The 26748-nt window shown below is 53.5% G+C and carries 27 protein-coding genes; 19 read left to right on the forward strand and 8 right to left on the reverse strand.

The genetic code is table 11. The annotated features are described in order from the left end of the window. Positions 1-24: 24 nt before the first annotated feature. From ACIGCM_RS21675 to ACIGCM_RS21700, 6 genes are all read left to right on the forward strand, one after another. Positions 25-633, forward strand: a complete 609-nt coding sequence (locus tag ACIGCM_RS21675; RefSeq protein ID WP_397504135.1) for a flavin reductase family protein — start codon at positions 25-27, stop codon at positions 631-633. A gap of 142 nt (positions 634-775) precedes the next feature. Then, positions 776-1693, forward strand: a complete 918-nt coding sequence (locus tag ACIGCM_RS21680) for an AAA family ATPase (RefSeq protein WP_397504136.1) — start codon at positions 776-778, stop codon at positions 1691-1693. A gap of 32 nt (positions 1694-1725) precedes the next feature. Continuing rightward, entirely contained in the window at positions 1726-2670 is a 945-nt protein-coding gene (locus ACIGCM_RS21685; protein ID WP_397504137.1) for a DUF58 domain-containing protein, read from the forward strand. Next, on the forward strand, positions 2663-4660 hold the full coding sequence (locus tag ACIGCM_RS21690; protein ID WP_397504138.1) for a DUF3488 and DUF4129 domain-containing transglutaminase family protein: 1998 nt from the start codon (positions 2663-2665) through the stop codon (positions 4658-4660). Before ACIGCM_RS21685 ends, ACIGCM_RS21690 begins: the two co-directional genes overlap by 8 nt. A 78-nt stretch (positions 4661-4738) precedes the next feature. Further along, positions 4739-5512: a CHAD domain-containing protein gene (locus tag ACIGCM_RS21695; RefSeq protein WP_397504139.1), complete on the forward strand. Its 774-nt coding sequence runs from the start codon at positions 4739-4741 to the stop codon at positions 5510-5512. 184 nt (positions 5513-5696) lie between these two features. Beyond that, the gene (locus ACIGCM_RS21700; RefSeq protein ID WP_397504140.1) at positions 5697-6494 is read left to right on the forward strand and encodes an acyl-CoA thioesterase; all 798 of its coding nucleotides are present in this window, start codon (positions 5697-5699) and stop codon (positions 6492-6494) included. Here the strand turns inward: ACIGCM_RS21700 and ACIGCM_RS21705 are convergent. From ACIGCM_RS21705 to ACIGCM_RS21715, 3 genes are all read right to left on the reverse strand, one after another. Further along, positions 6478-8070, reverse strand: a complete 1593-nt coding sequence (locus ACIGCM_RS21705; RefSeq protein ID WP_397504141.1) for a diguanylate cyclase — start codon at positions 8068-8070, stop codon at positions 6478-6480. The two genes, ACIGCM_RS21700 and ACIGCM_RS21705, sit on opposite strands and share 17 nt — an antisense overlap. Positions 8071-8076: 6 nt before the next feature. Continuing rightward, positions 8077-8520 (reverse strand): oxidoreductase, encoded by a 444-nt coding sequence (locus tag ACIGCM_RS21710; RefSeq protein ID WP_397504142.1) that lies wholly within the window; start codon positions 8518-8520, stop codon positions 8077-8079. Between the two features lie 453 nt (positions 8521-8973). Continuing rightward, a complete protein-coding gene (locus tag ACIGCM_RS21715) occupies positions 8974-9804 on the reverse strand; it encodes a TatD family hydrolase (protein ID WP_397504143.1) in 831 nt (276 codons plus the stop codon). A gap of 233 nt (positions 9805-10037) precedes the next feature. Here ACIGCM_RS21715 and ACIGCM_RS21720 point away from each other — a divergent pair, with 233 nt between their 5' ends. The 3 genes from ACIGCM_RS21720 (at position 10038) to ACIGCM_RS21730 (ending at position 12596) form a co-directional block, all read left to right on the forward strand. Beyond that, entirely contained in the window at positions 10038-11453 is a 1416-nt protein-coding gene (locus tag ACIGCM_RS21720; RefSeq protein ID WP_397504144.1) for a transglycosylase SLT domain-containing protein, read from the forward strand. A gap of 102 nt (positions 11454-11555) precedes the next feature. After that, entirely contained in the window at positions 11556-11990 is a 435-nt protein-coding gene (locus ACIGCM_RS21725) for a DoxX family protein (RefSeq protein ID WP_397504145.1), read from the forward strand. Between the two features lie 294 nt (positions 11991-12284). Beyond that, positions 12285-12596: a class I SAM-dependent methyltransferase gene (locus ACIGCM_RS21730; protein ID WP_397504146.1), complete on the forward strand. Its 312-nt coding sequence runs from the start codon at positions 12285-12287 to the stop codon at positions 12594-12596. Positions 12597-12614: 18 nt separating this feature from the next. Here the strand turns inward: ACIGCM_RS21730 and greB are convergent, their stop codons facing one another. The 3 genes from greB to ACIGCM_RS21745 are packed head-to-tail and all read right to left on the reverse strand — an operon-like array spanning position 12615 to position 16355. After that, a complete protein-coding gene (greB, locus tag ACIGCM_RS21735) occupies positions 12615-13112 on the reverse strand; it encodes a transcription elongation factor GreB (RefSeq protein WP_397504147.1) in 498 nt (165 codons plus the stop codon). Between the two features lie 55 nt (positions 13113-13167). Continuing rightward, positions 13168-15672 (reverse strand): ABC transporter permease, encoded by a 2505-nt coding sequence (locus ACIGCM_RS21740; protein ID WP_397504148.1) that lies wholly within the window; start codon positions 15670-15672, stop codon positions 13168-13170. Continuing rightward, positions 15672-16355 carry an ABC transporter ATP-binding protein gene (locus ACIGCM_RS21745; RefSeq protein ID WP_397504149.1) on the reverse strand — a complete coding sequence of 228 codons (684 nt, stop codon included), beginning with the start codon at positions 16353-16355 and terminating at the stop codon, positions 15672-15674. The genes ACIGCM_RS21740 and ACIGCM_RS21745 overlap by 1 nt, the downstream gene beginning before the upstream one ends. Positions 16356-16365: 10 nt before the next feature. On the opposite strand from ACIGCM_RS21745, the gene ACIGCM_RS21750 reads away from it, so the two are divergent. The 3 genes from ACIGCM_RS21750 to ACIGCM_RS21760 all read left to right on the forward strand — a co-directional run bounded on the left by ACIGCM_RS21750 (position 16366) and on the right by ACIGCM_RS21760 (position 18426). Beyond that, positions 16366-16983: an arylesterase gene (locus tag ACIGCM_RS21750; RefSeq protein ID WP_397504150.1), complete on the forward strand. Its 618-nt coding sequence runs from the start codon at positions 16366-16368 to the stop codon at positions 16981-16983. A 64-nt stretch (positions 16984-17047) separates the two neighbouring features. Then, the gene (locus ACIGCM_RS21755; RefSeq protein ID WP_397504151.1) at positions 17048-17326 is read left to right on the forward strand and encodes a hypothetical protein; all 279 of its coding nucleotides are present in this window, start codon (positions 17048-17050) and stop codon (positions 17324-17326) included. A gap of 137 nt (positions 17327-17463) precedes the next feature. After that, entirely contained in the window at positions 17464-18426 is a 963-nt protein-coding gene (locus ACIGCM_RS21760; RefSeq protein WP_397504152.1) for a L,D-transpeptidase family protein, read from the forward strand. Between the two features lie 134 nt (positions 18427-18560). Here ACIGCM_RS21760 and ACIGCM_RS21765 read toward each other — a convergent pair whose 3' ends face one another. Then, positions 18561-18812, reverse strand: coding sequence for an Lpp/OprI family alanine-zipper lipoprotein (locus ACIGCM_RS21765; RefSeq protein WP_010483743.1), 252 nt, complete (start codon positions 18810-18812; stop codon positions 18561-18563). 317 nt (positions 18813-19129) lie between these two features. Here ACIGCM_RS21765 and ACIGCM_RS21770 point away from each other — a divergent pair, with 317 nt between their 5' ends. From ACIGCM_RS21770 to ACIGCM_RS21780, 3 genes are all read left to right on the forward strand, one after another. Continuing rightward, positions 19130-20506, forward strand: a complete 1377-nt coding sequence (locus ACIGCM_RS21770) for a GntP family permease (protein WP_397504153.1) — start codon at positions 19130-19132, stop codon at positions 20504-20506. A 75-nt stretch (positions 20507-20581) separates the two neighbouring features. Further along, entirely contained in the window at positions 20582-21844 is a 1263-nt protein-coding gene (locus tag ACIGCM_RS21775) for a hypothetical protein (protein ID WP_397504154.1), read from the forward strand. 21 nt (positions 21845-21865) lie between these two features. Further along, the gene (locus ACIGCM_RS21780; protein WP_397504155.1) at positions 21866-22144 is read left to right on the forward strand and encodes a GNAT family N-acetyltransferase; all 279 of its coding nucleotides are present in this window, start codon (positions 21866-21868) and stop codon (positions 22142-22144) included. Positions 22145-22286: 142 nt separating this feature from the next. On the opposite strand, the gene ACIGCM_RS21785 is transcribed toward ACIGCM_RS21780, so the two are convergent. Further along, on the reverse strand, positions 22287-23366 hold the full coding sequence (locus tag ACIGCM_RS21785; RefSeq protein WP_397504156.1) for a 3-deoxy-7-phosphoheptulonate synthase: 1080 nt from the start codon (positions 23364-23366) through the stop codon (positions 22287-22289). A gap of 386 nt (positions 23367-23752) precedes the next feature. Between ACIGCM_RS21785 and ACIGCM_RS21790 the strand changes: the two genes are divergently transcribed. The 4 genes from ACIGCM_RS21790 to ACIGCM_RS21805 all read left to right on the forward strand — a co-directional run bounded on the left by ACIGCM_RS21790 (position 23753) and on the right by ACIGCM_RS21805 (position 26697). Further along, positions 23753-24124 carry a thioredoxin gene (locus ACIGCM_RS21790; RefSeq protein ID WP_397504157.1) on the forward strand — a complete coding sequence of 124 codons (372 nt, stop codon included), beginning with the start codon at positions 23753-23755 and terminating at the stop codon, positions 24122-24124. Continuing rightward, a complete protein-coding gene (locus ACIGCM_RS21795) occupies positions 24124-25080 on the forward strand; it encodes a putative 2-dehydropantoate 2-reductase (RefSeq protein ID WP_397504158.1) in 957 nt (318 codons plus the stop codon). The genes ACIGCM_RS21790 and ACIGCM_RS21795 overlap by 1 nt, the downstream gene beginning before the upstream one ends. A gap of 7 nt (positions 25081-25087) precedes the next feature. Continuing rightward, positions 25088-25993, forward strand: a complete 906-nt coding sequence (locus tag ACIGCM_RS21800; RefSeq protein ID WP_397504159.1) for a 5'-nucleotidase — start codon at positions 25088-25090, stop codon at positions 25991-25993. Between the two features lie 191 nt (positions 25994-26184). Continuing rightward, the gene (locus tag ACIGCM_RS21805; RefSeq protein ID WP_397504160.1) at positions 26185-26697 is read left to right on the forward strand and encodes a universal stress protein; all 513 of its coding nucleotides are present in this window, start codon (positions 26185-26187) and stop codon (positions 26695-26697) included. Positions 26698-26748 lie beyond the last annotated feature (51 nt).

Here is a 26748-nt window from a genome sequence, read left to right on the forward strand (position 1 = left end):
AAAACTGAAAGCAGGACATTGCAGATGCTCATCGATTTTAGTCAGTTAGCTGCGCTTGATGCCTACCGTTGGCTGGCCTCGACAGTCACCCCACGGCCAATTGCCTGGGTATCAAGCCGTTCTGCGGCTGGGGTGAGCAATCTGGCACCTTTTAGCTTCTTTCAAGTGATCAGCGATGAGCCGCCGACTTTGATGGTCAATGTAAATCATCATCCTGACGGCAGCCTCAAGGATACTTTGCGAAATGCTCAGGAGACCGGTGAGTTGGTGATCCAACTGGTGTCGTTTGAGCATGCTGAAGCCATGAACGCCAGCTCTGCAATCCTGGCCCATGGTGTCAGTGAGTTTGAACAATGTGGCATTGCCAGTGTGCCCAGTGAGCGGGTTGCGGTACCGCGCGTTGCGGGTGCTGCGGTGACATTTGAATGCAAGGTGTCGCAGATTCAGCCTTTCCCCCATGACAACCCTAACTGCAATCTGATTTTTGCGGAGGTTTTACTGGCGCACATTGATGATGAGGTGCTCAATGAAAAGGGCCGAGTTGATCCGCACAAGCTGGATATAGTTGGGCGCTTGGGCGGCATGTCTTATACCCGCACCCGGGACACCTTTGAAATGATACGGCCGACGTAAACCGCACATCGCTACACTCAAGTTACCGCTCATGCTAAACGGTGCCGACTAATGTCACAGTTTCGTGAGTAAAGATTACATGGCCCTTTGCCGCAGCTGCGGCTGCCAGTAGCATCAGGTTAACTTGTCGTAGGAGTTCATGATGCGCACCCAATTAGATGCGTGCTTAAGCGCGGTCAACGAAGTATTGCTGGGTAAAGAGCAGCAGGTCAGACTCGCATTGGCCTGCTTGCTGGCGCGCGGTCACTTATTGATTGAAGACTTACCTGGCATGGGTAAAACCACTCTGAGTCAGGCGCTGGCGAAGGTACTGGGCTTAAGTTTTCAACGGATTCAGTTCACCTCTGACCTACTACCGGGCGATATTCTTGGCACCTCGGTGTTTGATAAAGACAGCGGGCAGTTTGTCTTTCACCAAGGCCCCATTTTTGCAGAGTTGGTGCTGGCTGATGAAATCAACCGCGCCACGCCCAAGAGCCAAAGTGCGCTGCTTGAGGCCATGGAGGAGGGTCAGGTCACCATTGAAGGCGCAACACGCGCACTGCCTGATCCCTTCTTTGTAATCGCTACGCAAAACCCAGTCAGCCAAGGCGGCACCTTTGCTTTGCCGGAATCACAACTCGACCGTTTTTTGATGCGTTTATCCCTGGGTTATCCCGCCAAGGCGGCTGAAAAGGCGCTATTGATGGGCGATGCCCGGCGCACAATGTTGCCCAAATTGGCCTCCGTGTTAGATCACAGGCAGCTGGCTTTATTGCAAGATGAGGTGCCTAAAGTCCGCGTTAGCGATGCGCTGGTTGACTATGTTTTGCGTCTGGTCGAGGCAACGCGCAGCCAGCCACAGTTTGCCTGGGGGCTTTCACCTCGGGCAAGTCTTGCGCTGTTAGCGGCTTCTCGGGCGTGGGCACTGCTTGAGGGGCGTGAATATGTAATCCCTGAAGATGTGCAAGCGGTGTTGCCCTCCGTGGTCGGCCATCGCTTGCGTGAGCGGGCAGATCCAACGGGCCACAGTGGCGGTACTTTGGTGCAGTGGTTGCTGCGTGAGGTTGCAGCAATTTGATCCGCAGGCTCAAACCGAGATGGAACCGTTGGTTGTCTCGGCGCATCCCGCCAGTAAAAACACTGCGTTTGACCCAGCGCCAGATATTTATCATCCCATCACGGGTTGGCGCGATGTTTCTTCTCGCGCTGACGCTGATGCTGTTGGCCGCGATCAACTATCAAAACAGCTTGGCCTATGGCCTGACCTTTCTGTTGGGGTCGGTATTTATCGTCGCCATCTTGCACACCTACCTCAACCTGAGCGGTTTAATCCTAAAGTCGGCTTCTGCCGAACCGGTTTTTGTCGGCGAGCATGCACGCTTTAGTGTCAGGCTTGAGAGTGAAAGGCGGGCACACGAAGCAATAGCCTTGGGTTGGCCACCCGATGAGTTGCTCCAGTTTGATGTCGCACCGCTATCGGGCAGTGATGCAGAATTGGCGATGCCAGCCACCAAGCGTGGTTGGTTGCGGCCCGGCAGAGTGCGGGTTGAGAGTCGCTTTCCACTGGGGATTTTGGTGGCGTGGAGCTGGGTAGACCTTGATTTGGAATTGCTGGTTTACCCACGCCCAATCGAGGGCGATTTGCCGCTGAGCTCCGGTCTTAGTGATGATGCAACAGACCTAGGCATGCGTGCGCAGGGCAGCGGTGCAGATGACTTTCAAGGGCTTAGAGCCTATCAGCCCAGTGACTCGAAACGGCGCTTGCATTGGAAGGCCTACTCGCGAGGGCAGGGCTTACTGGTTAAAGACTTTAGTGAACTGAGTGGACGTGATGTCTGCCTCGACTTCAATAGGCTGGCCAGCGATACCGAAACACGCTTGTCACTGCTGTGCTATTGGGTGTTGCAACTGACCGAGCGTCAGCAGCCGTTTTCAATGGATTTGCCGGGCAGCCACATCGCCGTAAACAGTGGCGAGCAACATTGCCAGCAATGCTTGCGCGCCTTGGCGCTATACGGCCTTGCAGGGTCTGCACGGAGTGCTTCGGATGAATAATCAGCAGGTCATCCCACGGGTTAGCCTGACGTGGCTGCTGATTGCACAGGTATTGGTGATTATTCCGCACCTTGGCCACCTTCCTTTGTGGGTTGTTGGTTTGTGGCTTGGCTGCGCGGTCTGGCGGGTGCAGATATACCGCATGCGTGCTCGATTCCCCAGTGCGTGGGTTAAAGGCGCATTGATGCTCGGTGCTGGGGTGGGGGTGTTCTTATCGCGCGGCAGTGTGGTTGGGCTCGATGCGGGCGTGGTGCTCCTGATCGCGGCTTTTGTGTTGAAGCTGGTTGAGGTGCGCACGCGCCGTGATGCGTTAGTCCTGATATTTCTTGGCTTCTTCGCTGTTGTCACGGCCTATTTATTTGATGACAGCATGCTCACTGCTGCCTTTAGCTTGTTGCCCGTCTGTGCCTTGCTGGCGGCGATGATCGGACTGCAACAAAGCGCACTGGCAATGCGGCCTTGGTCAACTGCGAGGCTGGCCGCTGCACTGATGCTGCAAGCTCTGCCTTTGATGTTGCTGTTGTTCTTGTTTTTTCCACGTATGGGGCCGCTATGGTCACTGCCGGGCAGCAATTCAAAAGGCGTTACCGGGCTTTCGGACACTATGGCTCCGGCTGATATTGCCGAACTGAGTCAATCCAGCGAGCTGGCATTTCGCGCCAGTTTCGAAGGGCCGGTACCACCACGCAGTCAGCTGTATTGGCGTGCGCTGACACTTGACCGGTTTGACGGGCGGCGTTGGTCCCAGTCGGGCTTTGCTCAGCTGCCGCTGCAACCGTTATGGCAAAAGCAAGGCGAGCCGATCATCTACAGTATTGTGATGCAGCCCAGTGCGAGGCCATGGTTATTTGCCTTGGATGTGGCCCAGACCACGCTTGAAAATACACGCATGATGAGCGACTTTCGTTTGCAGCGGAACAAGCCTGTAGACCGATCTTTGCTCTATAACTTGACCTCTTGGCCCCAGGCGCTGCGTGAGCCGACAGGCCCGGGACGTTCACTGCAGCGCTTACTGCAACTGCCTGAGGCGGGTGATCCACGCAGCCGAGCCTGGGCACAGCAACTCAAGCGCGAACACCCGCAAACCGAGCAACTGGTGCAGGCGGTTCTGCGTAACTTCCATGAGCAACCGTATCACTACACACTCCGCCCGCAAGCAGTCGGGGTCGATAGCATTGATGATTTTCTGTTTGAAACCCGCAGCGGCTTTTGCGCGCATTATGCCGGCGCGATGACCTTTGTCTTGCGCGCTGCTGGAATTCCAGCACGTGTTGTTGCCGGTTATCAGGGCGGCGAATCAAATCCATCCGGCAGCTACGTCCAGGTTCGTCAATTTGATGCGCATGCCTGGGTTGAGTACTGGCAGGCAGGCAAAGGCTGGACCCGCGCCGACCCTACTTTTGAGGTCGCCCCTGAGCGCATCGAACAAGGCTTGGAACAAGCGCTGGCAGGGGAAGATAGCTTCCTCGAAAAATCGCCATTCTCACCGCTGCGATACCGTAATCTGGCGTGGCTCAATCAACTTAGATTTGCCTGGGATCAACTCAATTACGACTGGCAGCGCTGGGTCTTGGGTTATCAAGGGGCGCAGCAGTTGGAGTTGTATCAACGATGGTTTGGTCAGGTTAATGGGCGTTGGCTGGCTATTTGTTTGGTCGGCGGGGGAGCCATTGTACTCAGCCTGGTCGCGCTCTTTCTATTTAAACCATGGCAGCAGCCGCGCGACCCACAGCAGCGAATTTTTTTGCGCTTCGAACGCTTATTGGCGCGCCACGCAATCGTGCGTCGACCTGCAGAAGGTGCACGCGATTTTGCCGTGCGCGCAGCCCAAGCGATGCCAGGTCAAGCCAGGCAAATCGAAGCATTCGCGGCGGCGTTTGAAGCGCAGCGTTACGCCGGCAAACATCAATCCGTGCAAACGCTACGTCATCACCTGCGTGCCTTGCGTAAGGCGCTGCCTTGGCGTTTGAGCCGGGCTTACCGGCATTAAAATCTTTTGTGACTGTTGCTCGATTGTGCTGCATCAGTCCTTGGTTATTCTAGGTACTCACGCCTAAGGAGAGTCTTAATGTCAGCATTTGCTGATCGGATCAGCGCTCAGGTGCTTGAACACCACGTTAGCTTATTTGCTTGTGTAGCGCGTATGCAGGCGCCGACTGATGCTGAGGCGTTACACGATGTACGCATCAACCTGCGGCGATTGCGCAGTCTGCTCAAACCTTTGCGCGGCTTGCCTGCCTGCGATTATTTGCAGGGGCAAGCTGCCCAGCTTGGCAAGCTGACAGGTCCGGTGCGTGACCTTGAAGTGCTAGTTGCAGAGTTACAGCTTAAGCAGCAAGCGCCCGAATTGATTGCCCAACGCCAACAACGTGCACTGCAGGACTACCAACAGGTCCTGCAGAGCCCGCAATTAGCAGCGCTCTGGCAAGCCCTTGATACATGGCCCACACAGTGGCGTATGGCTGAACGGGATGGGTCGTTGCGGGTCATTCAGCGCAAACTTGAGCCGCGGCTGCTCAAGGCCCAGCGTCGATTGATACGTGCAATGGCCGACCCGCTTCATGACTGGCATGACCTGCGTTTGTTGGTCAAACGTGTCCGTTACAACGCCCAGGCATACCCAAATATTGCCTTGCTCAACAAGAGCAGCCAAAAAGCGCTCAAGCAAGCTCAGTCAGCACTGGGTAATTGGCATGACTTATTGCAATGGTTGATGCTCAGCGAAACTGAGCCCGACCTACTGCCATGCGTCGTGACTTGGCAAACACAATTGCAACACGCTGAAGTCAAAGCCGCCGAGGCGCTGGCTGGATTAAGGTCAAAACTAATGAGCAAACAGTGATAGCTAGGGCGAAGTAGTCAAATTGGCGGATTATCCGGACATGCGCTTTATCCAGCATTCTGCTGCAGCCAGCGCAATCTGCGGTGTGTAATTGTAAATGCAAGTTTTGCCCTTTATTCGGCCACTTTCATGGGGTGGTCATTATCCTCTAAGATCAGTTTCGTCCTGAACTTCCGAGATGCTTATGACTTTCTCCACATTGCTCCAAGCCGTTCGCAGCAACCCAGCTAATGTGGTGATTCCAGATGCTTGGGGGCAGGGGCGAGCCAGCTTCGGTGGTTTGGTTGCTGCGTTGGTCTACGAGGCCATGAACGCTCAGGTTGACGCCGGGCGGCCAGTGCGTTCGCTGGCTATTACCTTTGTGGGACCAGCTGCGCCGGATGTACCGATTAGCTTTGAAGCGGAGGTACTGCGTGAAGGTCGTGCCGTGAGCCAGGTGCTTGGGCGCGCTGTACAAAACGGCCAGGTGGTGACGTTGATTCAAGGCAGTTTTGGTGCGTCGCGTGATTCAATTATCAGTGTTGACGCTGAACCCGCGCCGCAAGTGAAGCCAGCTGAAGATTGCCAAGAGCTGCCATTTATTCCCAATGTCACGCCAGGGTTCACCCGTTTCTTGGCCATGCGTTGGGCCATAGGTGCCATGCCTTATACGGGTCAAGCTAAACGGCAAATGGGTGGCTGGGTGCAGCTTCGCGGTGAAGATCAGCCTCAGACTATTACTGAGTCCCACCTGTTGGCTCTGGTCGATGCATGGCCACCCGCAGTGTTGCCATATTTAAAGACGCCTGCCCCGGGCAGCACCTTGACGTGGACCATTGAGTTTGTGCAGCCCCTCAAGCAAATGAGTTCTGCTGATTGGTACCTGTACCGGGCGAACATTGAGTACGCACGTGATGGTTATGGCCATGTAGCCGCTGCATTGTGGGATGCTCAGGGCGATCTATTGGCGATCAGCCGACAGACCACTACTGTTTTTGCCTGATCACAGGCTCATCGGCCGTCTCTATTTGGTTACGGCCGTTTGCCTTTGCGCCATACAGCGCAGCATCCGCCCGAGCCAGCAAGTGGTCGAGGGTCTCCTGTGAGGTGTTGAATGCCAATCCGATGCTTACAGTTATATTCAGCGATGTCTGATTAGGCAGCGCAACGCGCATGGCTTCAACACTCATACGCAAGCGTTCTGCTACGTACTGGGCCTGCTCGATTTCTGTTTCGGGCAGCAGGATGGCGAACTCTTCTCCACCTAGGCGACCCAGCACATCAACTTCACGCAAACCCGTGCTAAGGGTCTCTGCGATGGCACGCAGGGCCATATCACCGACTTGGTGACCGTGCACATCATTGATCTGTTTGAAGTGGTCAATATCGATCATCAGGGCTGCACAATGATGATCGTAGCGGTGATTGAGTCTGAGCAAATCATCTGCCAATTGCATGAACGCATGCCGGTTGTTGATACCTGTCAGGCTGTCTGTGTTGGCAAGGGTTAACAGCTCTTGTTCCATTTGCTTGCGTACACTGATGTCGTAGCACCAAATGAGGTAGGAACTGTGGTTTTTTTGTTCCAGAACACGCCCTGAAACAACACCCCAATAAGGCAGTTTCGCCGCTAGAAGTGCTTCCCAATCATTGATTTGTCGTCGGGCCTCAAGCGCTTCTTGGAAACGCGCGCCTTCATCGGGTTGGGCAAACAAGGCATTGATTGAAAAGTCCTGCTGGTTTTCTATGCCACTGCGTTTAAGCAAGCGTTGATTAACAAAGTGCACCTGAGCGCCGCGAGTGTCGAGTAGGGCTACATCGCTAGGACTGGCCTCCAATATGTAGTTGAGTAACGCCTGCTCATCAGAGAGCTCTTGGGTGCGTTCTTCGACACGCGCCTCCAGGTTTTGATTGAGGTCACCCAGACGCAGCGACAGCTGCCTAACCTCCCGGTAGCTGATAATCAGCCGAAGCACCAACAGTGCTCCGCCGATGAGTAGCCCAAGCAATGCCCAACCCAAATAGAGAAAACGGGCATGTATCATCTGCCGGTCTTCATCCAGCTCGTTGGACAGCGATATATTGGCCGACACCATGACGTCGGCCATTGGAGCAATTACGCTCGGTAGTTTCAGGCTAATCTCATTGGCCAGAATGCGTGCGCCATCAGGATCGCCCCAGGCTGCGCGTTCATCCCAGTCTTTGCTTAGGCGTAAAACTTCATGCAAAGCGGCTTCGGCGGCGGGTCTCCTTATGGGTAAAAAATGGAATAACTGCTCACCGTCAAAATGGCTGACGACGCTGCGCAAAACCTGCACTTGTTCGGTTAAATCATCACCCTGTACATCGCCGCGCTTGAAAGCCTCCGCGACGTCTAGCGTGCGGCGTATTTGCGCATTGACCTGATACGAACGCCATAGCTCGCTGTGCAAAGAAGGGGCAGCAAGGGTTTCGGCCTGCCTGATGACCATCCAGAGTGCGCTGCTTACAATAACAGCCATTACCAGCACCAAAACCACCAGCACGGCCATTAGGCGCCGTTGATTGGCTTGAAAGCGCGCAAGATCATGAGTCGGCATCAATGATCACTCGCTATTGAGGCTAATCTTGCTCAATTGCCAAATTGAGCGATTGAAATATAACTGCACATTGAGTTCTGGAAACAGGTCAAAGGGGTAGATCAAGTAGAGCGGTCCGAACTCTGAGACAGGCATCGATTGGCCATTACGCAGATAGGCAATGATTGGGGTGAAGCGTTGAATATCCTCACGAGGGATGATTACTGAATAGTTATTGAGCGCTTCGAGGCGAAGTGATGAATAGCTGTCAGGTGAAATGTTCACCTGAGTTAATAGATAGCCTAAATCAATCCCTGTCCACTCAATGGCAGCCTGTTGATTAGGCTCGCGCGTGGTGATCATGCGTTTCGGCATTTTTTCCAGATCACTGAGGGTGAAGCTTCGCGAGTGTCCATCGCCGAGCTCTACAGACAGGGCAATGCGGTTTGTTGGGTAGGGCGGGGACGCCATTACGCTGCTGCTAATCGTGAGGCAGCACAATAAAAAAAGACAGATGTTTAGCCGAGCACGCCGCACATTTAAGTCCTCGCGGATGTACAACTCCAAGACACTTCAGGAATAGCGTTAAGACCGAGGGAAGCTGGCTGCTTTGCAACACACTGATAAAACGCCACTGCTGCGACTCATACATGAAACAGCAGTTTAGCTTTAAAGGCGTTTGTTGTCTGTTTGTTCAGTTTTGCGCAATAGGCCGGGTGGCATTGTGCGATGCTGTTTGGCTCAGTGAAGTCCAATAATTGCCGATATACAACGTACCCCCCGACTATTAAACCCGTCTTAAAAACAGGCACACGGCGAGTAAGTATAAGGAGTTGGTGGTCGGCAAGATGCGTTGACAGCCGAAGCGCCCAGCGCACAAGCAACACTAGGCTGGAGCTGATACCGGCGTCGCGTGCCTAAGTGTTATGGCTGCTCAGCGGTGGCAGTGACCTTGAGCGTCGGCAACCGGAAGAATGCTTGGGCGGTAGCAGTGGTATGAGCGGCAACCTGCTCAAGGCTTTCTGCGCGGTGTTCTGCGACAGTCTTAAGTGTTTCGATCAGGTAGGCAGGTTCGTTACGGCCATTCTTCGGTTTTGGTCTCAATGAGCGCGGTAACAGGAAGGGGGCGTCACTTTCGAGCATTAACCGGCCTTGAGGGATCTCGCGCACCAGGGGTTGTAGGTGAGTGCCCCGACGCTCATCACAAATCCAGCCAGTAATGCCGATGTGCAAATCCAGATCCAGGTAGTTGAACAGGGCACGTTTTTGTCCGGTGAAGCAATGGACAACGGCTGCCGGAAGTTTGTCGCGATACTCACGAAGTATTTCTACCAGACGCTGGTCTGCATCGCGCTCATGCAAAAACACCGGCAGTTGCAACTCGACGGCCAGCGCCAAATGCTCCTCAAGGACTCTTTCCTGTTGTGGCCGCGGTGAAAAATCACGGTTAAAGTCTAGCCCGCACTCACCAACAGCGCGGACACGCTCGTGAGCGAGCAAGGCTTTTAGCTGGTTTGCGCTGTCGCCATTCCAACTGCTGGCATCGTGGGGGTGAATGCCCGCCGTGCTGAACAGTCGCTGTTGGCTTTCATCGTGCTTCTCACAGAGCAGCATTGCTTGTTCACTTTCAGCTAGGCTGGTGCCAGTTAAAAGCAATTGCATGACCCCAGCAGCGTAGGCCCTATCGAGAACCGCTGCGCATTGTTCATTTAAGCTGGGGTGAGTCAGATTGACGCCAATGTCAGTGAGTTGCATGGTGCTAACCAGTGAAAGTGATTGCTAAGGATATCAGAGCTTTTAGTTTTAATAACAAACTAATTAAAAACAATCACTTACATGTAGTTAGTGATGTTGATTGCTAAGTTGTACTGGCGAAATATTAACGACTGTGAGAGTCTCCGCGGCCGTTTACACGGGCTGGACAGGTATCGATTTGTTTTTAGCTGACCAATGGCCATTAATTTATTGCGCCGTGGTCCGGAGTGTTGATGTCGCGAATGTTGCTAATGATGTGCCTACTCATGCTGCTGCCCTATTCGGCCGTAGCGCGTGTGGCTGGGCCATTGGAAGTAACAAAGTCAGCAGAGTCGCGCGATTTGGCAAGCATTCGCCGTGGTGCTGAGCTACGCGTGCTAGTCAATCAAAGCCGCAACAGTTCAGGTGAAGTAAAGGGGCAAAGTATTGGTGTCGAATATCATCGATTGCGTGCATTCGAGCAGTACCTGAATCGCAACGCGCACGATGGTCGTGCGATCAAGCTACGAATTATCCCAATGGCCAAAGACCAACTGCTAGGTGCATTGCAGCGGGGTGAGGGCGACCTGGTCGCACCAGGGGAATTACTGACCGTGCGCACGGCAACGGCAGTGAGTGCGAGTGGTGCTATTCGCACCAATGTCAAAGTGGTTGTAGTCGGCCGACGGGGTGATCGACGCTACAAATACCTTGAGCAACTATCGGGTCGCAGTGTGGCATTACCGGCAGGGAGTGTGGCTGGTGAGGCGATTGCAGAGCTTAACAAGAAGCTGATCCAGCGCAGGAAGTCGCCCATTGTTATTGAGTGGGTCGACCCGACGCTGGCTGTCGAAGATGTACTGGAAATGGTCCAGGCCGGGATCTTTAGCGTGACGGCAGTCGAGTTGCCGATCGCAGAGCGCTGGAGCAAAGTCATGCCCAAACTGCAAATTGAAAGGCACCTGGTGCTTTCCAATAATGGCGTGATGCGCTGGTACGTGCGCCGTGACGCACCGATGCTAAGCGCGGCGATTGATCGCTTTTTCAAAACCTACCGTCAACCTGAAGATCAAGACGTTGCATTTCAGCGGATTTATCGACGACTTTACAGGGTTCACTATCCATTAGGCCGTATTGAGCGCAAGCGTCTGGAGCAGGTGCGGCCCGTGTTGCAACGCTATGCGACGCAGCTTAATTTCGATTGGCTGGCGCTGGCAGCTTTGGCGTTCAAAGAGTCAACCCTAAACCCCAAGGCCCGCGGCGGCGGCGGTGCTACAGGCTTGATGCAGATCACCCCTGCGGCAGCGCGCGCGGTGGGTGTCGGGAATATTACCGCGCTTGATAACAATGTATTGGCCAGCGCCAAGTACCTGGCAATGATTCGCAAGTCCTATTTTAACAGCCCGAAGCTAAACGAGCGTGAGCGCATGGCCTTTGTTTTAGCCGGCTATAACATGGGGCCAGCACGTGTACAAAGTATGCGAGCAGAGGCTAAGCGTCGTGGGCTGAACCCGAATCAGTGGTTCTTTCAGGTTGAACGTATTGCCATGGAGCAGGTGGGTATGAGTGTTGTCAGCTATGTTAATAGTGTCAATAAGTACTACTTGGCTTATGACCGCGAACGCTATTTGCTCGAGCCGCAGACCCGCAAAGTCACCGCAAGAGAATGATCTATTTGTTAGATGGTTTTTATGGCATTTATGCGCTATTCATATCTAATTAATGGTTTATTATGCGTTTCACTTACTTAACGTCTGACTAGGACTGACAACATGAGCGCACTGATTAAATCGCTAACCACCACACACGCAGGCTATGGCCTGACCATCCTGCGAGTTATCGTCGGCCTGACATTTGCGGCTCATGGTTCGCAAAAGTTATTTGGTTGGTTTGGTGGGCCGGGACTAGAAGGGATTGGTCAATGGATGGAAAGCTTGGGTATGACGCCTGGCTATCTACTGGCATTGCTGGCTGGCAGCGCCGAGTTCTTCGGTGGCTTGGCATTGGTTATAGGCTTGCTGGTACGCCCTGCAGGACTGGTATTGGCTATTACAATGCTGGTGGCAATCTTTAGCGTACACATCGGCAACGGCTTTTTTATCAGCGCTAACGGTTTCGAGTATGCATTGGCATTGCTCGCCGTGAGTGTAGCGATAATGATTGAAGGTGCTGGCAAGTTGTCAGTGGATCAGCGTATTTCCAGCTGATTGCAGTGATGTTGAAAGCCCGCAAATTTGCGGGCTTTTTATTGAGCGATAGTTTTGCTCTACGGACAATCGATCAGTCATGAGGTTTTTATATCGTCTGTATTGACAGGCGTCAGTCAGTTTCTCTAGGATGCAAATGCGCCGATTTAAACAGCTACTTGCGGGGCGCCGCGGGATTTGCCCAGTGCAACTCTCCGAGAAGACCTATTAAAGGCTTCGAAATACCGCTAAAGCGCTGGTTCGGTGTCGCCTCTCACCGCTGCCCAGCGGGATTTCTGAGGCGGAGACGCGAGCATGACTTGTCCCCAACCCTATATTCGCCTAGCCCCGATTACCACTGGGCTAATCAAACGCAACCCCAAAATATTACTGGGCGGTATCCATCAACCCAGCCTGCTGCGTTATTTGGATGGCTGGCCGCGCCGCAATGGCACTGCTCGTGATTTCTTGGTTCAGTTCGTCGATCCAAATGACTCCCTGGCGCGGTTTGCCAGTGATAGTTTTGATCTGGCAGTACTGCCAGCAATCGCGCCTGAAAACCTTGACGAACGCGTTCGTCAACTTGTTCGGGTCGCTCGGCAAGGCTTGATCACGCGGCGTCTTTAGAACAAGCAGCATGCGAGGCTAGGGGTAACTGATTGCGACCACGTACCAGGTTTTGTCTCCGGTAGGTGCTTGCACCGTTACCTCGGCATCGAGTGATTTGCCAATCAAGGCGCGGGCTAGTGGCGAGTCTATGCTGATCATGTTTTGCTTTAGATCCAGCTCATCTGGCCCAACAATGCGGTAGCGTGACTCGTTGCCATCATCGTCTTCAACTGTAACCCAAGCGCCGAAATAAACTTTGTTGGGGTCGCTGGGCTGGGCGCTAATGACTTTGAGGTTTTCCAGTCGCTTGGTTAAAAAGCGCACGCGGCTGTCGATCTCACGCAGCATTTTCTTGCCGTATGTGTACTCGGCATTCTCAGAGCGATCACCTTGAGCAGCCGCTTCGCTAACGGATTGAGTTACCTGAGGCCGACGTACGTGCCACAGTTCATGTAACTCCGCGCGCATTTTGGCTTCGCCTTCAGGTGTGATCAGTGGCGTGCCAGCAGAGCGTGGCGGTCGATAACGGCTCATAAACACCTGTGAACAATGAGTGGCTGCAAAAAAACGCGGATTTTCGCTGAGTTTATCAACCCTCGCGCAGCACTGTCAGTGGGCTGGCATTTAATGCTCGGCGAGTCCCCAGGACACCTGCCGATGCAACTAACAATGCACCTATCACAGGCAATACCAAGAGCCAGGGATGAGGATGCCAAGTGAGATCAAACGCGTAGCGGTACAGTAAAAAGCTGATTAGCTCGCAACCCAGTGCCGCTAGCACGCCACTCGCGGCCCCCAGCAGGCCGAACTCGGTACGTCGGGCGGTAACCAGAAGTTTGCGCTCAGCGCCTAATGCCCTAAGTAATGCGCCTTGACGAATACGCTCATCAAGCGTGGCTTGTAAACCTGCAAATAACACCGCTAGCCCTGCCGCCAATACAAAGAGCAAGACAAACTCAATGGCCACCGTGACCTGAGCAACGATGCCGCGTAGCTGTGCAAGGAGGGCATCGACCTGCAACAGCGTGACGGCCGGGAACTCGCGGGCAAGCTCAACCAATTGCCGGTCATGCTTTGGCGGCAGGTAGAAGCTGGTTAGGTAGGTGACGGGCAAGTCCTGCAAAGTGCCTGGTTCAAAGATCATGTAAAAATTTGGCTGAAAGCTGTTCCAGTCGACTTTGCGCAGGCTGGTTACGCGAACATCACGGGTCAGCCCGCCGACGATAAAGCTCAGTCGGTCACCGAGTTTCAGTTGCAGGCTTTCGGCCAGTTCTGATTCTACTGAAACACCTGGCATGTCTTGTTGTTCATCAGCACTCCACCAGTTACCGGCGATTAGTTCATTGTCGGCGGGTAGGTCAGTTGTCCACGTCAGGCTCAAATCACGATTGACCGCACGATCGCCACGACTTTCTTTGCTGACTATCTGCTTGACCGGCTGATCATTGATTTTGATCAACCGACCTGGAATGACCGGGTACAAATGTGCGGGCGTAGGTGATAACTCAGCAAGGCGTGCGGCAAATGCGGTTTTGCTGTCAGGCAGCACATTCAGCGCGAAGTGATTGGGCGCATCCTCAGGTAGTTGATCTTGCCATGTGTCGAGCAGTTCGCCCCGCAGCAGCGCGATAAGCGCCATGGCTAGAATAATCAAGCCGAATGCCAGTGACTGTCCTGCCGCGGCGAGGGGGTAGCGCAGCAGTTGGCCCAGGCCAAGACGCCAAGGTAGCGAGGCTCTTGCTAATACTCGGCGTAGGCTTTTCAAGCCAATCAGCAGCAATCCACCCAAGACTAATGCCGTTACTAAGCCGCCGCCCAGTAGGGCAAGGGTCAACTGCAGGTCGAGGCTCAGACGCCACATGATCAACCCTAATGCGAATAGCGCCGCGCCATATACCAGCCATGAGCTGGCTGGAACCGGCAATAAATCACGGCGCAGTACCCGCAGTGGTGGTACTCGGCCCAGGGCCGCGAGAGGTGGCAGGGCAAAGCCCGCCAGTGCGACTAAACCTGTGGCGATGCCGGCCAATGCAGGTCCGAAACTGGCGGATGGCAGGTCCGGAGGCAGTAAGGTCCGGAGTAAATAAAACAGGCCATATTGGCTCAGCCAGCCAATCAGGGCACCAATAATGCTGGCACTAATTCCGAGCATCGCTAATTGCAAGCTAAACAGGCTCAGGGCTTGGCTGCGTGAAAGGCCAAGGCAGCGCATCAGTGCACTGGCGTCAAAACGACGAGCAGCAAAGCGCGTGGCTGAGAGTGCCACGGCTACACCAGCAAGCAATACAGCCGCTAAGCTGGCGAGGTTCAGGTAACGCTCTGCACGACCCAGGGCGCCGCCAATTTGCCGGTTACTGTCGCGGCTGCCCTCTATTTTCTGGTTCGCCTCAAGCGCAGGCTCAATTAGCTGCTTGTAGGCCGCGAGTTGTTCAGGCGTGCCGCGCCATAATTCACGGTAGCTGACCCGACTTCCAGGCTGCACGACTCCGGTGGCTGCCAAGTCCTCAAGGTTGATCAGCACCCTTGGTGTCAGGCTGTAGAAGTTGCCGGCGCGGTCGGGCTCATAGGTCAATACATGGCTGAGCGTGAGGGTTTTATTACCCACATCGATGCTGTCGCCGATCTTGAGTTGCAGTGCTGCAAACAGGCGTGCCTCAGCCCAGGCATTACCTTCGGCAGGGCCGCTGCTGGGGTGTTCTGGGCCGTAAAGTTGATCGGCGCGTTTTAATTGTCCGCGCAAGGGATAAGCCTTGTCGACGGCTTTGACGCTAGCCAGTTGAATGCCGGTATCCGTTGCAATGACGCTCGAAAATTCAACAGTTTGTGCATGATCAAGGCCTTGTTTCTGACCTTGACTGATTTGCTCAGGAGAGGCGGGTGAGCTGCCAGAAAGCACCATATCGGCCGCGAGGAATTCGCTGGCACGCATCAGCATTCCATCATTTAGCCGCGCACTGAAGTAGCCAATTGCTGTGCTGGCTGCAACTGCAACGACCAATGCAAAGAACAAAATGCGCAGTTCACCTGAACGTGACTCGCGCAGTAATTGACGCCAGGCAAGGGATACAAGGCGAGAGCAGGGGAGTCTGGTCATCAAGGTTCTACTGCATCAATCAAATGGCCGCCTTCCAGACGAATCAGACGGTGGCAGCGGTGCGCCAGGCGTTCGTCGTGAGTGACCAATACTAGTGTGGCACCACGTTCCTGATTCAATTCAAACAGCAGATCGCTGATACGTTGGCTAGTATGGCTGTCAAGGTTGCCTGTGGGCTCGTCTGCGAATAGCACATCAGGTTCTGCAGCAAATGCACGTGCAATAGCCACTCGCTGTTGTTCGCCGCCTGATAGTTGGCGCGGATAATGACTCAGGCGATGACCCAGGCCGACACGCTCAAGTAGGCCGCGCGCGCGCTCACGGGCATCACGATGACCTTCAAGCTCAAGCGGCAGCATGACGTTCTCCAGGGCATTGAGGCTGTCAAGCAACTGAAAGGACTGAAACACAAACCCTGCATGTTCTGCTCGAACCCGGGCGCGTTGGTCTTCATCCATTTCACCGAGATTATTACCGGCCAGTTCCACATGGCCGCTGCTGGGCAGGTCGAGTCCCGCAAGTAAGCCCAGCAGGGTTGACTTACCTGAGCCAGAGCTGCCGACTATTGCCAAGCTATCGCCTGCATTGAGGTCCAGGCTAAGGGCGTGCAATATGCTTAACTCGCCTTCTGCGCTAGGCACTACTTTGCTTAGGTTTCGCGCGGTGAGAATACGTGAGCTCATGGAGAATCCAATGCGTACAGGGTTTATCGGCGTTGTCCTGATACTGACAATGTGGCTCAGCAGTGCATCTGCAGGGACGATGTTGGTAGTCGGGGATAGTATCAGTGCTGCTTTTGGCCTGGATACCCGCCAGGGCTGGGTGAATTTGTTGCAAAAACGCATCAATGAGCAAGGTTATGACGCTGAGGTGGTCAACGCATCCATCAGTGGTGATACCAGCTCAGGTGGCGCAGCACGCTTGCCTGCGTTGCTTAAGGAGCATCAGCCCCAATGGGTTATTCTTGAGTTGGGTGGCAACGACGGCCTGCGTGGGCAGGCACCCAGTCAATTGCAACAAAATCTTGCCGGAATGATTGATCAGTCGCAGAAGGCAGGTGCCAAGGTGCTGTTATTAGGCATGCGCTTGCCGCCCAATTATGGGCAGCGCTATACCACCGCATTTGCTCAGGTCTTCAGTGACTTGGCCCAACAGAAGCAAGTGCCGTTTGTGCCGTTTTTTCTCGAAGGCGTCGGTGGTGTGCCGCAATTAATGCAGGCAGACGGTTTGCATCCAGCTCTGGCGGCTCAGTCAAAACTGCTGGAAAACGTTTGGCCAGTGCTGCAACCACTGCTAAATAAGCCTAAATGAGTGTTTTGAGGCTTTTCTGAACCCTGTGTTTCGGATAATGTGGCGCCCCCTTCTGGAGCCCTAAATGCCGCGTATTGCTTGGTCTTTACATGCTTATAAACTGATCGAACCTGATGAGCAGCTCGACTTGTTCGCCTGTCGTGAAGTGCGTGTGCATTTGGTGGAGCGTCAACTTGAGCTGGGCAACTCCGGTGACCGGACTTTATGTGGTGGGTTCTTACCCTCGCAGCCGCTCTGGCAGCCACTTGAGAAAGCTATGCTGCGTGACAAACGCTTATGTCCCATCTGCAAGCAGATCCTTGAAGCCCAGCGTCGTGGTGAGCGGGCGATGCTGATCAGTTAAGGCAACCACTGGCTACTTTTGTTGTCACAGGCTGACGCTGTACGGCACTCCCTGTGATTAACGCTGGGGTGTACAATTGTGCAGCGTTAAATAAGCAACACACCTTTTAATTAGTCACCTTCTCCAAGGAATTCCGGATGTTGTCGCGCGTACCTGCGGTTACCCGCTGCCTTTCTGTTGCCGCATTGCTGGTCGCGGGATCAGCTAGTGCACTTGAGTTTCCATTGCCACCGCCAGGCGATGACATTATTGGTCAGGTTCAAGTGGTCAAAGCCAAGTATGAAGATACATTCGCGGACTTGGCGACCGCCAATGACCTTGGTTATTCGGAAATGGTTGCAGCCAACCCTGGCATCGATGCCTGGTTGCCGGGAGAGGGTGCCGAAATCATTCTTCCAACACGCTTTATTCTCCCGCCGGGACCTCGTGAGGGTATCGTAATCAACCTTGCTGAATACCGTCTCTACTACTTCCCTAAGGGCAAGGATGTGGTCTACACCTATCCGCTTGGCATTGGTCGCGAAGGCTGGGGCTCTCCGGTTGCCCATGCGCGAATCACCGCCAAGACGCCTAACCCTGCATGGTATCCGCCTCAGTCCATTCGCGCGGAGCATGCGGCTGATGGTGATCCGCTGCCATCGGTTGTGCCACCCGGCCCTGATAATCCGCTGGGTCCATACAAAATGGCCCTGTCAGTGCCTGGCTACCTGATTCACGGCTCGAACAAGAAATTCGGTATCGGCATGCGCGTCAGCCATGGCTGCTTCCGGATGTTCAACCAGAATGTACTGGAGTTGGCGGCAATGACTTCGGTGGGCACCTCGGTGCGCATTATCAACCAGCCGTATAAGTTTGGTCGTAGTAATGGCCGTGTTTACTTGGAAGCCCACGAACCCTTGGATGATGAGGGCAAAGTGTCGGTAATTGATAAACACACCGCCGTTATCAATACACTGCTCAAGGAAGATGAGTTTGCAAACTTCCGTTTGGACTGGGCAGTTGTGCGTGAAGTTGTGGCCTCGCAAGATGGCTTGCCGATTGAGATTGCGGAAGAGCAAAGCGCGCCGAGTAGCAATGAACAAATCAGTAACCCGTTCTGATTGAGCGGGGGATGCGCCAGCCCGTCAGGTGAAACCCGGCGGGTTTTTATAGTTTTTTGTTTGCACTTATAAAGCCGCAAGCCATAAAAAAAGCCGACCCAAAATGGGTCGGCTTTCTTTTAGCCTGAAGGCTATTACTTGCGGCTGGCTTTATCCAGCATACGCAGAGCACGCTCATTAGCTTCATCAGCAGTTTGCTGAGCTTTCTGAGCAGCAGCCATAGCTTCGTCAGCCTTGCGGTAGGCTTCATCAGCACGGGCTTGCGAACGTGCAGCAGCGTCTTCAGTAGCAGTCAGACGAGCTTCAGTTTCTTTGGACATGCTGCTGCAACCAGTAGCCAATACTGCGGCCAGAGCCAGAGCAGACAATTTCAGGACGTTGTTCATTGTGTTCCCCTAAATGTGGAGTTTTTCCATAATACCAATTCCCCAGTGAAGGGGGATTAGCCGGCGTACATACTACTCATAACTTGTAGTAAGTAAACTGAGCGAGTGCAAGTCTAGCCTGTTTTTTTCAGTTTATTTCGGTCAAACCATTAGCCCTTACATCGGCTGTATGAAAAACATACAATCCGCTCACGGCGCGGCTCAACAGCCTTCGATGCGTTTAAGCACATGGCACGCATCGAGCACTCTTAAACCGACCACTCATAAGCCACTTTGGTTCACTAAACTGTCACCTAAAACAAAAAAAGGCAGGGAATATGCTGGGTAATCTAGGCTTGTTGGTTGCACTGGGCTTGCTAATGTTCATGGCGTTACGCGGCGTGAATATATTTATCGCGACCCTGTTCAGTTCCTTAATAGTTGCCATCACCAATGATTTATTAGTGCCGCAGGCACTGCTCGAGTATTTTCCGTTCGGGCCGTTAGGTGCATTCACTTTTGCCGGCAAGTTTTTTGTCTTGTTCCTTTGTGGTGCCATTTTTGGCAAGACCATGGCAGCGAGTCAGGCCGCCAACAGCATCGCTCAAGCAATCACGCGGACCCTTGGGATCAAGCGAACTTTATGGGTGGCGATGCTGGTGTGTGCGCTCCTGACCTATGGCGGTGTGGTGGTGTTTGTGGTGATCTTCACCATGTACCCGTTGGGCGTTAGCTTGATGCGCGAAGCCAATCTCCCCAAGCGGCTGTTTTGTGCTGCCACTGCGTTGGGCGCGGGAACGTTCACCATGACCGCACTGCCGGGCACTCCGTCCATCCACAACGTGATTGCTGCCAATGCACTGGGCACGGACCTGTTTGCGGGTGCCTGGATTGGTATTTTTGCCACGGTGATTATGGTCGTGTTGGGCATGGCCTATGTGCAACGAGAATGGCGTCTTGCGATAATCAAAGGCGAGGGTTTTGAATCCAACGCGCAGGATTTGCGAATGGAGCAAATCGCTGGAGCTCCGGGTGCTGGACCGCACTGGGCATTGGCGTTAGTGCCGATTCTAGTCGTGCTTGGGGTGATTCTATTGCCCCGCTTGATGTTGATTGCTGGCGTGACTCCCGATTCGTCCACAGGACTCGCAAGCATTGTACAGTTTGCTTTGCAGCAGCCGATTTTATGGCCGAGCCTGGCCTTGGTCGTCGCGACGATGACTGCGATTCTGATATTTCCTGGTTTACGCAGCAATACCCTCGGGGTGCTGGGGCAGGGGGCCGATGACGCAATCATGCCGCTACTCAACACCGCTGCTGTAATTGGTTTCGGTGGGGTGGTGACTCACACTGCTGGCTTTGTGCAGTTTTCGCAGTGGGTCTTATCCCTTGATTTGCCACCGCTGCTGTCCGTTTTTGCCTCGGTTAGCGTGGTCTCGGCTATTGTTGGATCGTCATCGGGTGGCTTGCAAATTTTCATGCAAACCCTGGCACCAAAGTATTTGGACATGGGTATAGAGCCCGAAGTCCTGCACCGCATTGCTAATATTGCGGCGGGTGGTTTGGATTCGTTACCCCATTGTGGAGCGGTTATCGCCATGCTGATGATCATGGGCTTGAATCACAAACAGGCCTACAAGGATATTTTTGTCGTCACAGTGGTGGTTCCTGTGATCGCTGTACTGGCATGCATTGCCGTTCTAAGTGTGCTCTAAGTCCCGGATTGAAGCTGTTTGCCTGATATTATGCGTGATATCGAATTGATGGCCTAAGACTCTGGAAGGGATGCGATGGGGAAAATTATCAAGTGGGGCTTGCTGTCAGTTTTGTTGGTAGCAGTGGTCATCAAATTATCGCTGTACCTGTCAGTGCGCTCGATCATGAACGATGCCAAGGATCGTCTGGCACCAATGGTTGATATCAGCTACGGCGGAATTACCTCATCCTTTGACGGCCGTGTCGGGCTGGAGAATGTGACTATCGGTATTCCTGCAGCTGGCGACAAGCTGCAGATTGCTCACGCCGAACTCAAGTTTAATGGCCTTTCAGAGCTGTTGCGGTTTAAGGAGCGCTTGGCAGAACGCAAGCTTCCTGAGCAAATGGCGGTTAGCATCAAGGGGCTCTCGATTGACGTGTTCGGCCCACTGGCTCAGGCGTTTTACCAGCCGCCCAAACAAACCGATATCTACAGTGCTTTAAGTGCCGTGGCCTGTGGTGATGTAAAAACCATTGGTGCCAATGAGCTGCTCGATATGGGATACCGCACGCTGGAGACCGATGGTGAGTTTTCCTACTTGCTTGAACCTTCTGCACAGAAACTTACGTTTAACCTGAACTCAGATACCCGAGAAATGGGCGCTATGCAGGTTAGCATGGCGCTGGCCAATGTATCTGATAATCCAACAGATCTACGCAGCAATCCACCCCGGATTAAACGCCTTAGCTTTGAGCTCACGGATAATCAGTATCAGCGTAAACTGCAAACTTACTGCGCGGCGAAGATGGGGCTGACCCTTGACGCTTATCGCAAGGCGGCGATTGCAAAAATTGATAAGTCGTTGCGCCAGCAACGTGTTGCACTTGATCAGCCTGTACTGGATGCCTATGCACGTTACCTTGCTGATCCGCAATCGCTGCGTATTGAACTGGAGCCGACAGAAGGAATGGTGTGGGATGGCCTACAATTCTTTGAGGCCCATGATGCGCTCAAAATGATGCGCCCAACTCTGACGGTCAATCAGGTGCCGGTTAAGGATGTTGGTTTTGCATGGGTTGACCCGGTTGCGCTAAAAATAGCAGCAGCAGATAAGGCATCCCAAGCCAATACAGCGGCTGCGGAAGTTGCCTTAGTGTCTTCAGGATTTGTCAATATTGACGCTTTGCCTGATTATGTTGGCAGGCGCATGCGCTTTATCACGTATGATGGCATGTATTATCAAGGCGTTTTGACCCGAGTCGCGAACGAAAAGGCCTTTCTGACCGTCCAAGGCGGCAATGGCACAGCGCAAATGTCGCTGCGCCTTGGAAAGATTGATAAGGTTCGGGTTGAGTAAGAACCCCTCTGAGGAGTAGTAATGAGCGAGGCGTTGTCCATTCATCACGATCAGGCAGGTCACCAATTCGAAATCACAGTCGATGGTGATCGTGCTTATTTGGCCTATATGGACTTGGGCAAGCAGACATTGGATATCTACCGTACATTTGTTCCCAACAGTTTGCGCGGGCGTGGGATTGCTGCCCAGCTGACTGAGCACGCATTGCAATATGCTGATCAGATGGGCTACACGGTGATTCCATCGTGCTCATACGTTGAGCGCTATATGGAGCGACAGCAACGCTTGAGCAACAACTGACAGGCGTCGTTAAAGCGCACACAAAAAAGCCGGGGGTTCCCCCGGCTTTTTGCATTCTGCGACATCTAAATACTCAACAGACCTTTTCATCGCGCAGCCCATGTTGCAAGGGCTGTCACTAAGGACGTGCTAAGTCTTGCGGTTATTTGCCGCGCTGGCGCTTAGGCAATACATCTTTCAGCTTGGCATGCATGCTGCGCAGCGTTTTCTCAGTACTTTCCCAATCAATGCATGCATCAGTGACCGAGACGCCATATTTAAGTTGTGACAAGTCCTTGGGGATTGACTGGCTACCCCAGCCCAGATGGCTTTCGACCATAAGCCCAACAATAGACTGGTTGCCTTCGAGAATTTGGTTGGCAACGTTCTCCATAACCAAGGGTTGCAAGGCTGGATCTTTGTTGGAGTTGGCGTGGCTGCAATCGACCATGATATTGGGCGTGATACCTGCTTTGCTGAGCTCTTGCTCGCACACGGCAACGCTAACTGAATCATAGTTCGGCTTGCCGTTACCGCCGCGTAATACAACATGGCCGTAAGCATTACCCTTGGTGGTGACGATCGAAACGCCTCCTTCTTGGTTGATGCCGAGAAAGCGGTGCGGGCTGGAAACCGACTGCAATGCGTTGATTGCCACAGTCAGGCCGCCATCGGTACCGTTCTTGAAGCCGACCGCTGAAGACAGGCCAGAGGCCATTTCACGGTGGGTTTGTGATTCCGTAGTGCGCGCGCCAATTGCAGACCAGCTAATAAGGTCTTGCAGGTACTGGGGCGAAATGGGGTCCAAGGCCTCGGTTGCGGTTGGTAAACCCATCTCGGCCAAGTCGCGCAACAAGGTGCGGCCAATATGCAGGCCGTCTTGGATTTTGAATGAATCATCCAAGTAAGGGTCGTTAATTAAGCCTTTCCAGCCCACAGTGGTACGCGGCTTTTCAAAATAAACGCGCATGACAAGATAGAGGGTGTCAGAGACTTCGGCCGCCAATACTTTTAGCCGCTCGGCATATTCATGTGCGGCTTTTATGTCATGGATCGAGCATGGGCCAACGACGACAAACAAACGATGGTCTTTACCATCAAGAATGTTGCGTACTACTTCACGTCCAGAGGAGACAGTATTCAGGGCCGAGTCAGTCAGCGGAATTTCACGCTTGAGTTGCTCGGGGGTGATGAGCGTTTCGTTGGAAGCAACGTTTAGGTCATCAATTGGTAAATCAGCCATCGTGCTATTCATCAGTCAGATTCGTCAGGTCACGGGTGCCGGCCGCCAGCGTTCCCCGTGTGGCGGAGCACAGCAATAATGAGCACAGCGGGGAAAGAGAACCTTATCGCGTAACAGGCGAACTCGACAATGGCTGAAAGCGATTGTGCGGTGGATTAATCGTCGCTCTGGTGAATTAATCTGCAATTTAGGTGGTTTGGCAGCGGCATACTTATGTTGTTAGGCAAATACCTGCCCTGTTTTGGGCGTCGGGCAGCAGGGCAATCGACCGCTAAGGAGCGGTAAAAGCAGGGCGATCCTCAGCGCCAATCTGATACTGTGCAAAGCCGTTCGCCTCTGAATTGGAGTCCGGACCCTGCTGGCATATCACTAAGATGAGGCAAAAGGTGACGCATTTACCAACGGTAAAAACCGGGGATGCATTAACTGAGTATGAGTTGACAGATCTGGATGTTGATCGCCACTTATTAGATCTTTCGGGCCGGTCATTAGTGGTGTTTACCAGCGCCGGGTGCGCCAGTTGTCGCTGGGCCAGAAAGTCTTTGGCTGAAATGGAGTTGCCAATTGAGCAACTGGTCTGGATCGACGCGGCGAATAATCCGGGTGTGGTTCAACGTTATGACGTGTTCCATTTGCCCGCATTGTTTGCAGTTAAAGACGGCAGTTTTTATGATCAAGTGAGTTGTCGTTTACACGCGAATGAACTGTGTCTGGCTTTGGATGCGGCCTTTTCGCTTCCACCTGAGGAGCTTCCTTGATGTCTGCAGTACAACGTCCACGTATTGGCATTATTGGCACCGGTGCAATTGGCGGTTTTTATGGGTTGATGCTCGCTCGCGCAGGTTTTGATGTGCATTTTCTACTGCGCAGCGAGTATCCCGCGGTCTCAACCAAGGGGCTTGTGCTCAAGAGTGCGGTGCATGGGGCGCTGACACTGAACCCCGTACAGGCCTACAACAATGCTGCGGATATGCCGCGCTGCGATTGGTTACTGGTCGGGGCTAAAACCAGCAGTAATGCATCGTTAGCGCCTGCAATTAGCCAAGTGGCTGCTGAGGGGGCCAAAGTATTGCTGCTGCAAAATGGTCTGGCGGTTGAGGATGAACTGCGGCCGCTGCTGCCGGATCATCTGCACTTGCTCGGTGGTTTGTGTTTGATCTGTGTGCACCGCGCAGAGGCGGGGGTCATAGAACATCAGGCTTTGGGTACGGTGAATATTGGCTATCACTCTGGTCCGGCAACGGCTGAGGAGCGTCAGCAGATTACGGCTGCTGGGGCGGATATGTTCAAGACTGCGGGTGTCGACTCTATGGCGGCAGCTGAATTGGGTCAGGCGCGCTGGCAAAAGCTGGTGTGGAATGTGCCCTACAACGGGCTATCGGTGTTGCTCAATTCAGGCACTACCGGACTTATGGCGAATGTTAGTAGCCGGGCTTTGATTGCGGCCATCATGGATGAAGTGGTTGCTGGTGCAGGCGCTTGCGGCTATCAAATTCCAGAGGATTTTGCGGCTAAAATGCTTAAAGCAACCGAGCGTATGCAGGATTATTTGCCTAGCATGTACCACGATTACGCCCACCAGCGACCGCTAGAGCTGCACGCGATTTATGCTGCACCCCTCGCGGCTGCTGCAGCGGCAGGGCAGTCGATGCCGCGTATTGAAGCCCTGTATCAGGCACTTCAATTTATGGATCAACGTAACACTCAGGGTTGAGGTCACTATGAGCAAGGTTCTGGGCGATAAACTGGTTCTGGCGATTTCGTCCAGTGCCTTGTTCGATCTACGTGAGAGTCACAAGGTCTATGTCGGCGAGGGCGTTGCAGCTTATCGCCAGTATCAGATCGATCATGAGGATGAAATCCTTATGCCGGGTGACGCCTTTGCGTTGGTGGAAAAGCTACTCGCGCTCAACCTAACCTTGGGACAGCCGCGGGTAGAGGTGATCCTGGTATCGCGTAACAGCGCAGACACTGGCCTGCGTGCTTTCAACTCAATCCAGCATTATGGACTGGGTATTTCCCGAGCTGCGTTTGTTGGCGGCCGTAGTCCTGACCCTTACTTAGCAGCATTTGGCTGCCATTTATTTTTATCGACCCATGCTGATGACGTACGCAGTGCGCTGCGATCCGGTTTTGGCGCTGCAACTATTTTGTCCGGTGGAAGCCGGCGAGAAGCGAGCACAGAACTGAGGATTGCCTTTGATGGCGATGCAGTGCTGTTCTCAGATGAGTCTGAGCGGGTCTATCAATCGGGTGGTCTGGAGGCATTTCAAAGCCATGAGAAGGAATCTGCCCGGCAATTACTCGGTGGTGGGCCATTCAAGCCGTTCCTAGCGGCCCTGCACAAGCTTCAGCAAGAGTTCCCTGAAGAGTCTTGCCCCATACGCACCGCATTGGTTACTGCGCGCTCTGCACCCGCTCACGAGCGTGTTATCCGCACGTTACGCGAGTGGAATATCCGTCTCGATGAGTCGTTTTTTCTGGGCGGGCTGGATAAGTCATCAATTCTCAACACCTTCGGTGCCGATGTGTTTTTTGACGACCAAGCCAGCCACTGCGAAAAAGCCCGTGAAGTTGTCGCTACGGGCCATGTACCGCACGGTGTGAGTAACGAACTTCAACCCTAATGGTCTGTAGCGGTAATGAATGGTTGCCATAGCTGGCTGGCGAGGCTTCTGGTGCGCTTAAAGCCAAGCCCGAAGGCTGGTTATAACCAGATGGGTCTCCACTGATCGTTATTAAGCGCGCTTTTAAATTGACATGCTGGCGGCACTGCTAAGCTCAAGTATGACCCGTCATGCGGGTACAAGGAGCCAGCATGATCCGAACCATTCTCTATGCCACCGACCTGGGACTCTATGCGCCGTATGTACTGCAACATGCGCTGGCGATGACCCGAGCTTTCAACGCCAGCCTTTACGTGATCCATGCTGTGGAACCCATGGGCTTATTTGCAGAATCAGTGCTTAAAACCTATCTCGATGAGGACCATTTAAAAACGCTTCGCCATAACGGGTTGGAAACAGTGATGGCCGACATAGAAGCGCGGGTGTTGCAGGGTTTCAAAGATGAGGTCGCTGACTCCCCGCACGAGCTGGCGCTTATTCGTGCCGTGCGCGTGGTGCAGGGCGATCCGCCGCAGGTGATATTGGCTCAAGCGCAGAAACTAGAAGTGGATTTGCTAGTCATAGGCAGTCATAGCCACGGAACAGATTTGGAGATTCCAATGGGGCGAACCGCTGCACGAATAATCCAGTTAGCCGAGGTACCGGTATACATGGTGCCAATGCTGCAGCATCGCAGCCGTGGTGATGCAGGGATTATTTTTTGAGCTGCATGGGTGACGACTGTAACGGTTGACTCAGTTACGACGAGACAATTA

This window comes from Pseudomonas sp. NPDC078700 (genome assembly GCF_044542375.1).
Taxonomy (GTDB): domain Bacteria; phylum Pseudomonadota; class Gammaproteobacteria; order Pseudomonadales; family Pseudomonadaceae; genus Aquipseudomonas.

Excerpts from the sequence above, each read along its gene's own strand:
- ACIGCM_RS21675 (WP_397504135.1), top strand. The coding sequence starts at position 25 with ATGCTCATCGATTTTAGTCAGTTAGCTGCGCTTGATGCCTACCGTTGG.
- ACIGCM_RS21680 (WP_397504136.1), top strand. The coding sequence starts at position 776 with ATGCGCACCCAATTAGATGCGTGCTTAAGCGCGGTCAACGAAGTATTG.
- ACIGCM_RS21690 (WP_397504138.1), top strand. The coding sequence starts at position 2,663 with ATGAATAATCAGCAGGTCATCCCACGGGTTAGCCTGACGTGGCTGCTG.
- ACIGCM_RS21695 (WP_397504139.1), top strand. The coding sequence starts at position 4,739 with ATGTCAGCATTTGCTGATCGGATCAGCGCTCAGGTGCTTGAACACCAC.
- ACIGCM_RS21700 (WP_397504140.1), top strand. The coding sequence starts at position 5,697 with ATGACTTTCTCCACATTGCTCCAAGCCGTTCGCAGCAACCCAGCTAAT.
- ACIGCM_RS21705 (WP_397504141.1), bottom strand. The coding sequence starts at position 8,070 with ATGCCGACTCATGATCTTGCGCGCTTTCAAGCCAATCAACGGCGCCTA.
- ACIGCM_RS21710 (WP_397504142.1), bottom strand. The coding sequence starts at position 8,520 with ATGGCGTCCCCGCCCTACCCAACAAACCGCATTGCCCTGTCTGTAGAG.
- ACIGCM_RS21715 (WP_397504143.1), bottom strand. The coding sequence starts at position 9,804 with ATGCAACTCACTGACATTGGCGTCAATCTGACTCACCCCAGCTTAAAT.
- ACIGCM_RS21720 (WP_397504144.1), top strand. The coding sequence starts at position 10,038 with ATGTCGCGAATGTTGCTAATGATGTGCCTACTCATGCTGCTGCCCTAT.
- ACIGCM_RS21725 (WP_397504145.1), top strand. The coding sequence starts at position 11,556 with ATGAGCGCACTGATTAAATCGCTAACCACCACACACGCAGGCTATGGC.
- ACIGCM_RS21730 (WP_397504146.1), top strand. The coding sequence starts at position 12,285 with ATGACTTGTCCCCAACCCTATATTCGCCTAGCCCCGATTACCACTGGG.
- greB (WP_397504147.1), bottom strand. The coding sequence starts at position 13,112 with ATGAGCCGTTATCGACCGCCACGCTCTGCTGGCACGCCACTGATCACA.
- ACIGCM_RS21740 (WP_397504148.1), bottom strand. The coding sequence starts at position 15,672 with ATGACCAGACTCCCCTGCTCTCGCCTTGTATCCCTTGCCTGGCGTCAA.
- ACIGCM_RS21745 (WP_397504149.1), bottom strand. The coding sequence starts at position 16,355 with ATGAGCTCACGTATTCTCACCGCGCGAAACCTAAGCAAAGTAGTGCCT.
- ACIGCM_RS21750 (WP_397504150.1), top strand. The coding sequence starts at position 16,366 with ATGCGTACAGGGTTTATCGGCGTTGTCCTGATACTGACAATGTGGCTC.
- ACIGCM_RS21755 (WP_397504151.1), top strand. The coding sequence starts at position 17,048 with ATGCCGCGTATTGCTTGGTCTTTACATGCTTATAAACTGATCGAACCT.
- ACIGCM_RS21760 (WP_397504152.1), top strand. The coding sequence starts at position 17,464 with ATGTTGTCGCGCGTACCTGCGGTTACCCGCTGCCTTTCTGTTGCCGCA.
- ACIGCM_RS21765 (WP_010483743.1), bottom strand. The coding sequence starts at position 18,812 with ATGAACAACGTCCTGAAATTGTCTGCTCTGGCTCTGGCCGCAGTATTG.
- ACIGCM_RS21770 (WP_397504153.1), top strand. The coding sequence starts at position 19,130 with ATGCTGGGTAATCTAGGCTTGTTGGTTGCACTGGGCTTGCTAATGTTC.
- ACIGCM_RS21775 (WP_397504154.1), top strand. The coding sequence starts at position 20,582 with ATGGGGAAAATTATCAAGTGGGGCTTGCTGTCAGTTTTGTTGGTAGCA.
- ACIGCM_RS21780 (WP_397504155.1), top strand. The coding sequence starts at position 21,866 with ATGAGCGAGGCGTTGTCCATTCATCACGATCAGGCAGGTCACCAATTC.
- ACIGCM_RS21785 (WP_397504156.1), bottom strand. The coding sequence starts at position 23,366 with ATGGCTGATTTACCAATTGATGACCTAAACGTTGCTTCCAACGAAACG.
- ACIGCM_RS21795 (WP_397504158.1), top strand. The coding sequence starts at position 24,124 with ATGTCTGCAGTACAACGTCCACGTATTGGCATTATTGGCACCGGTGCA.
- ACIGCM_RS21800 (WP_397504159.1), top strand. The coding sequence starts at position 25,088 with ATGAGCAAGGTTCTGGGCGATAAACTGGTTCTGGCGATTTCGTCCAGT.
- ACIGCM_RS21805 (WP_397504160.1), top strand. The coding sequence starts at position 26,185 with ATGATCCGAACCATTCTCTATGCCACCGACCTGGGACTCTATGCGCCG.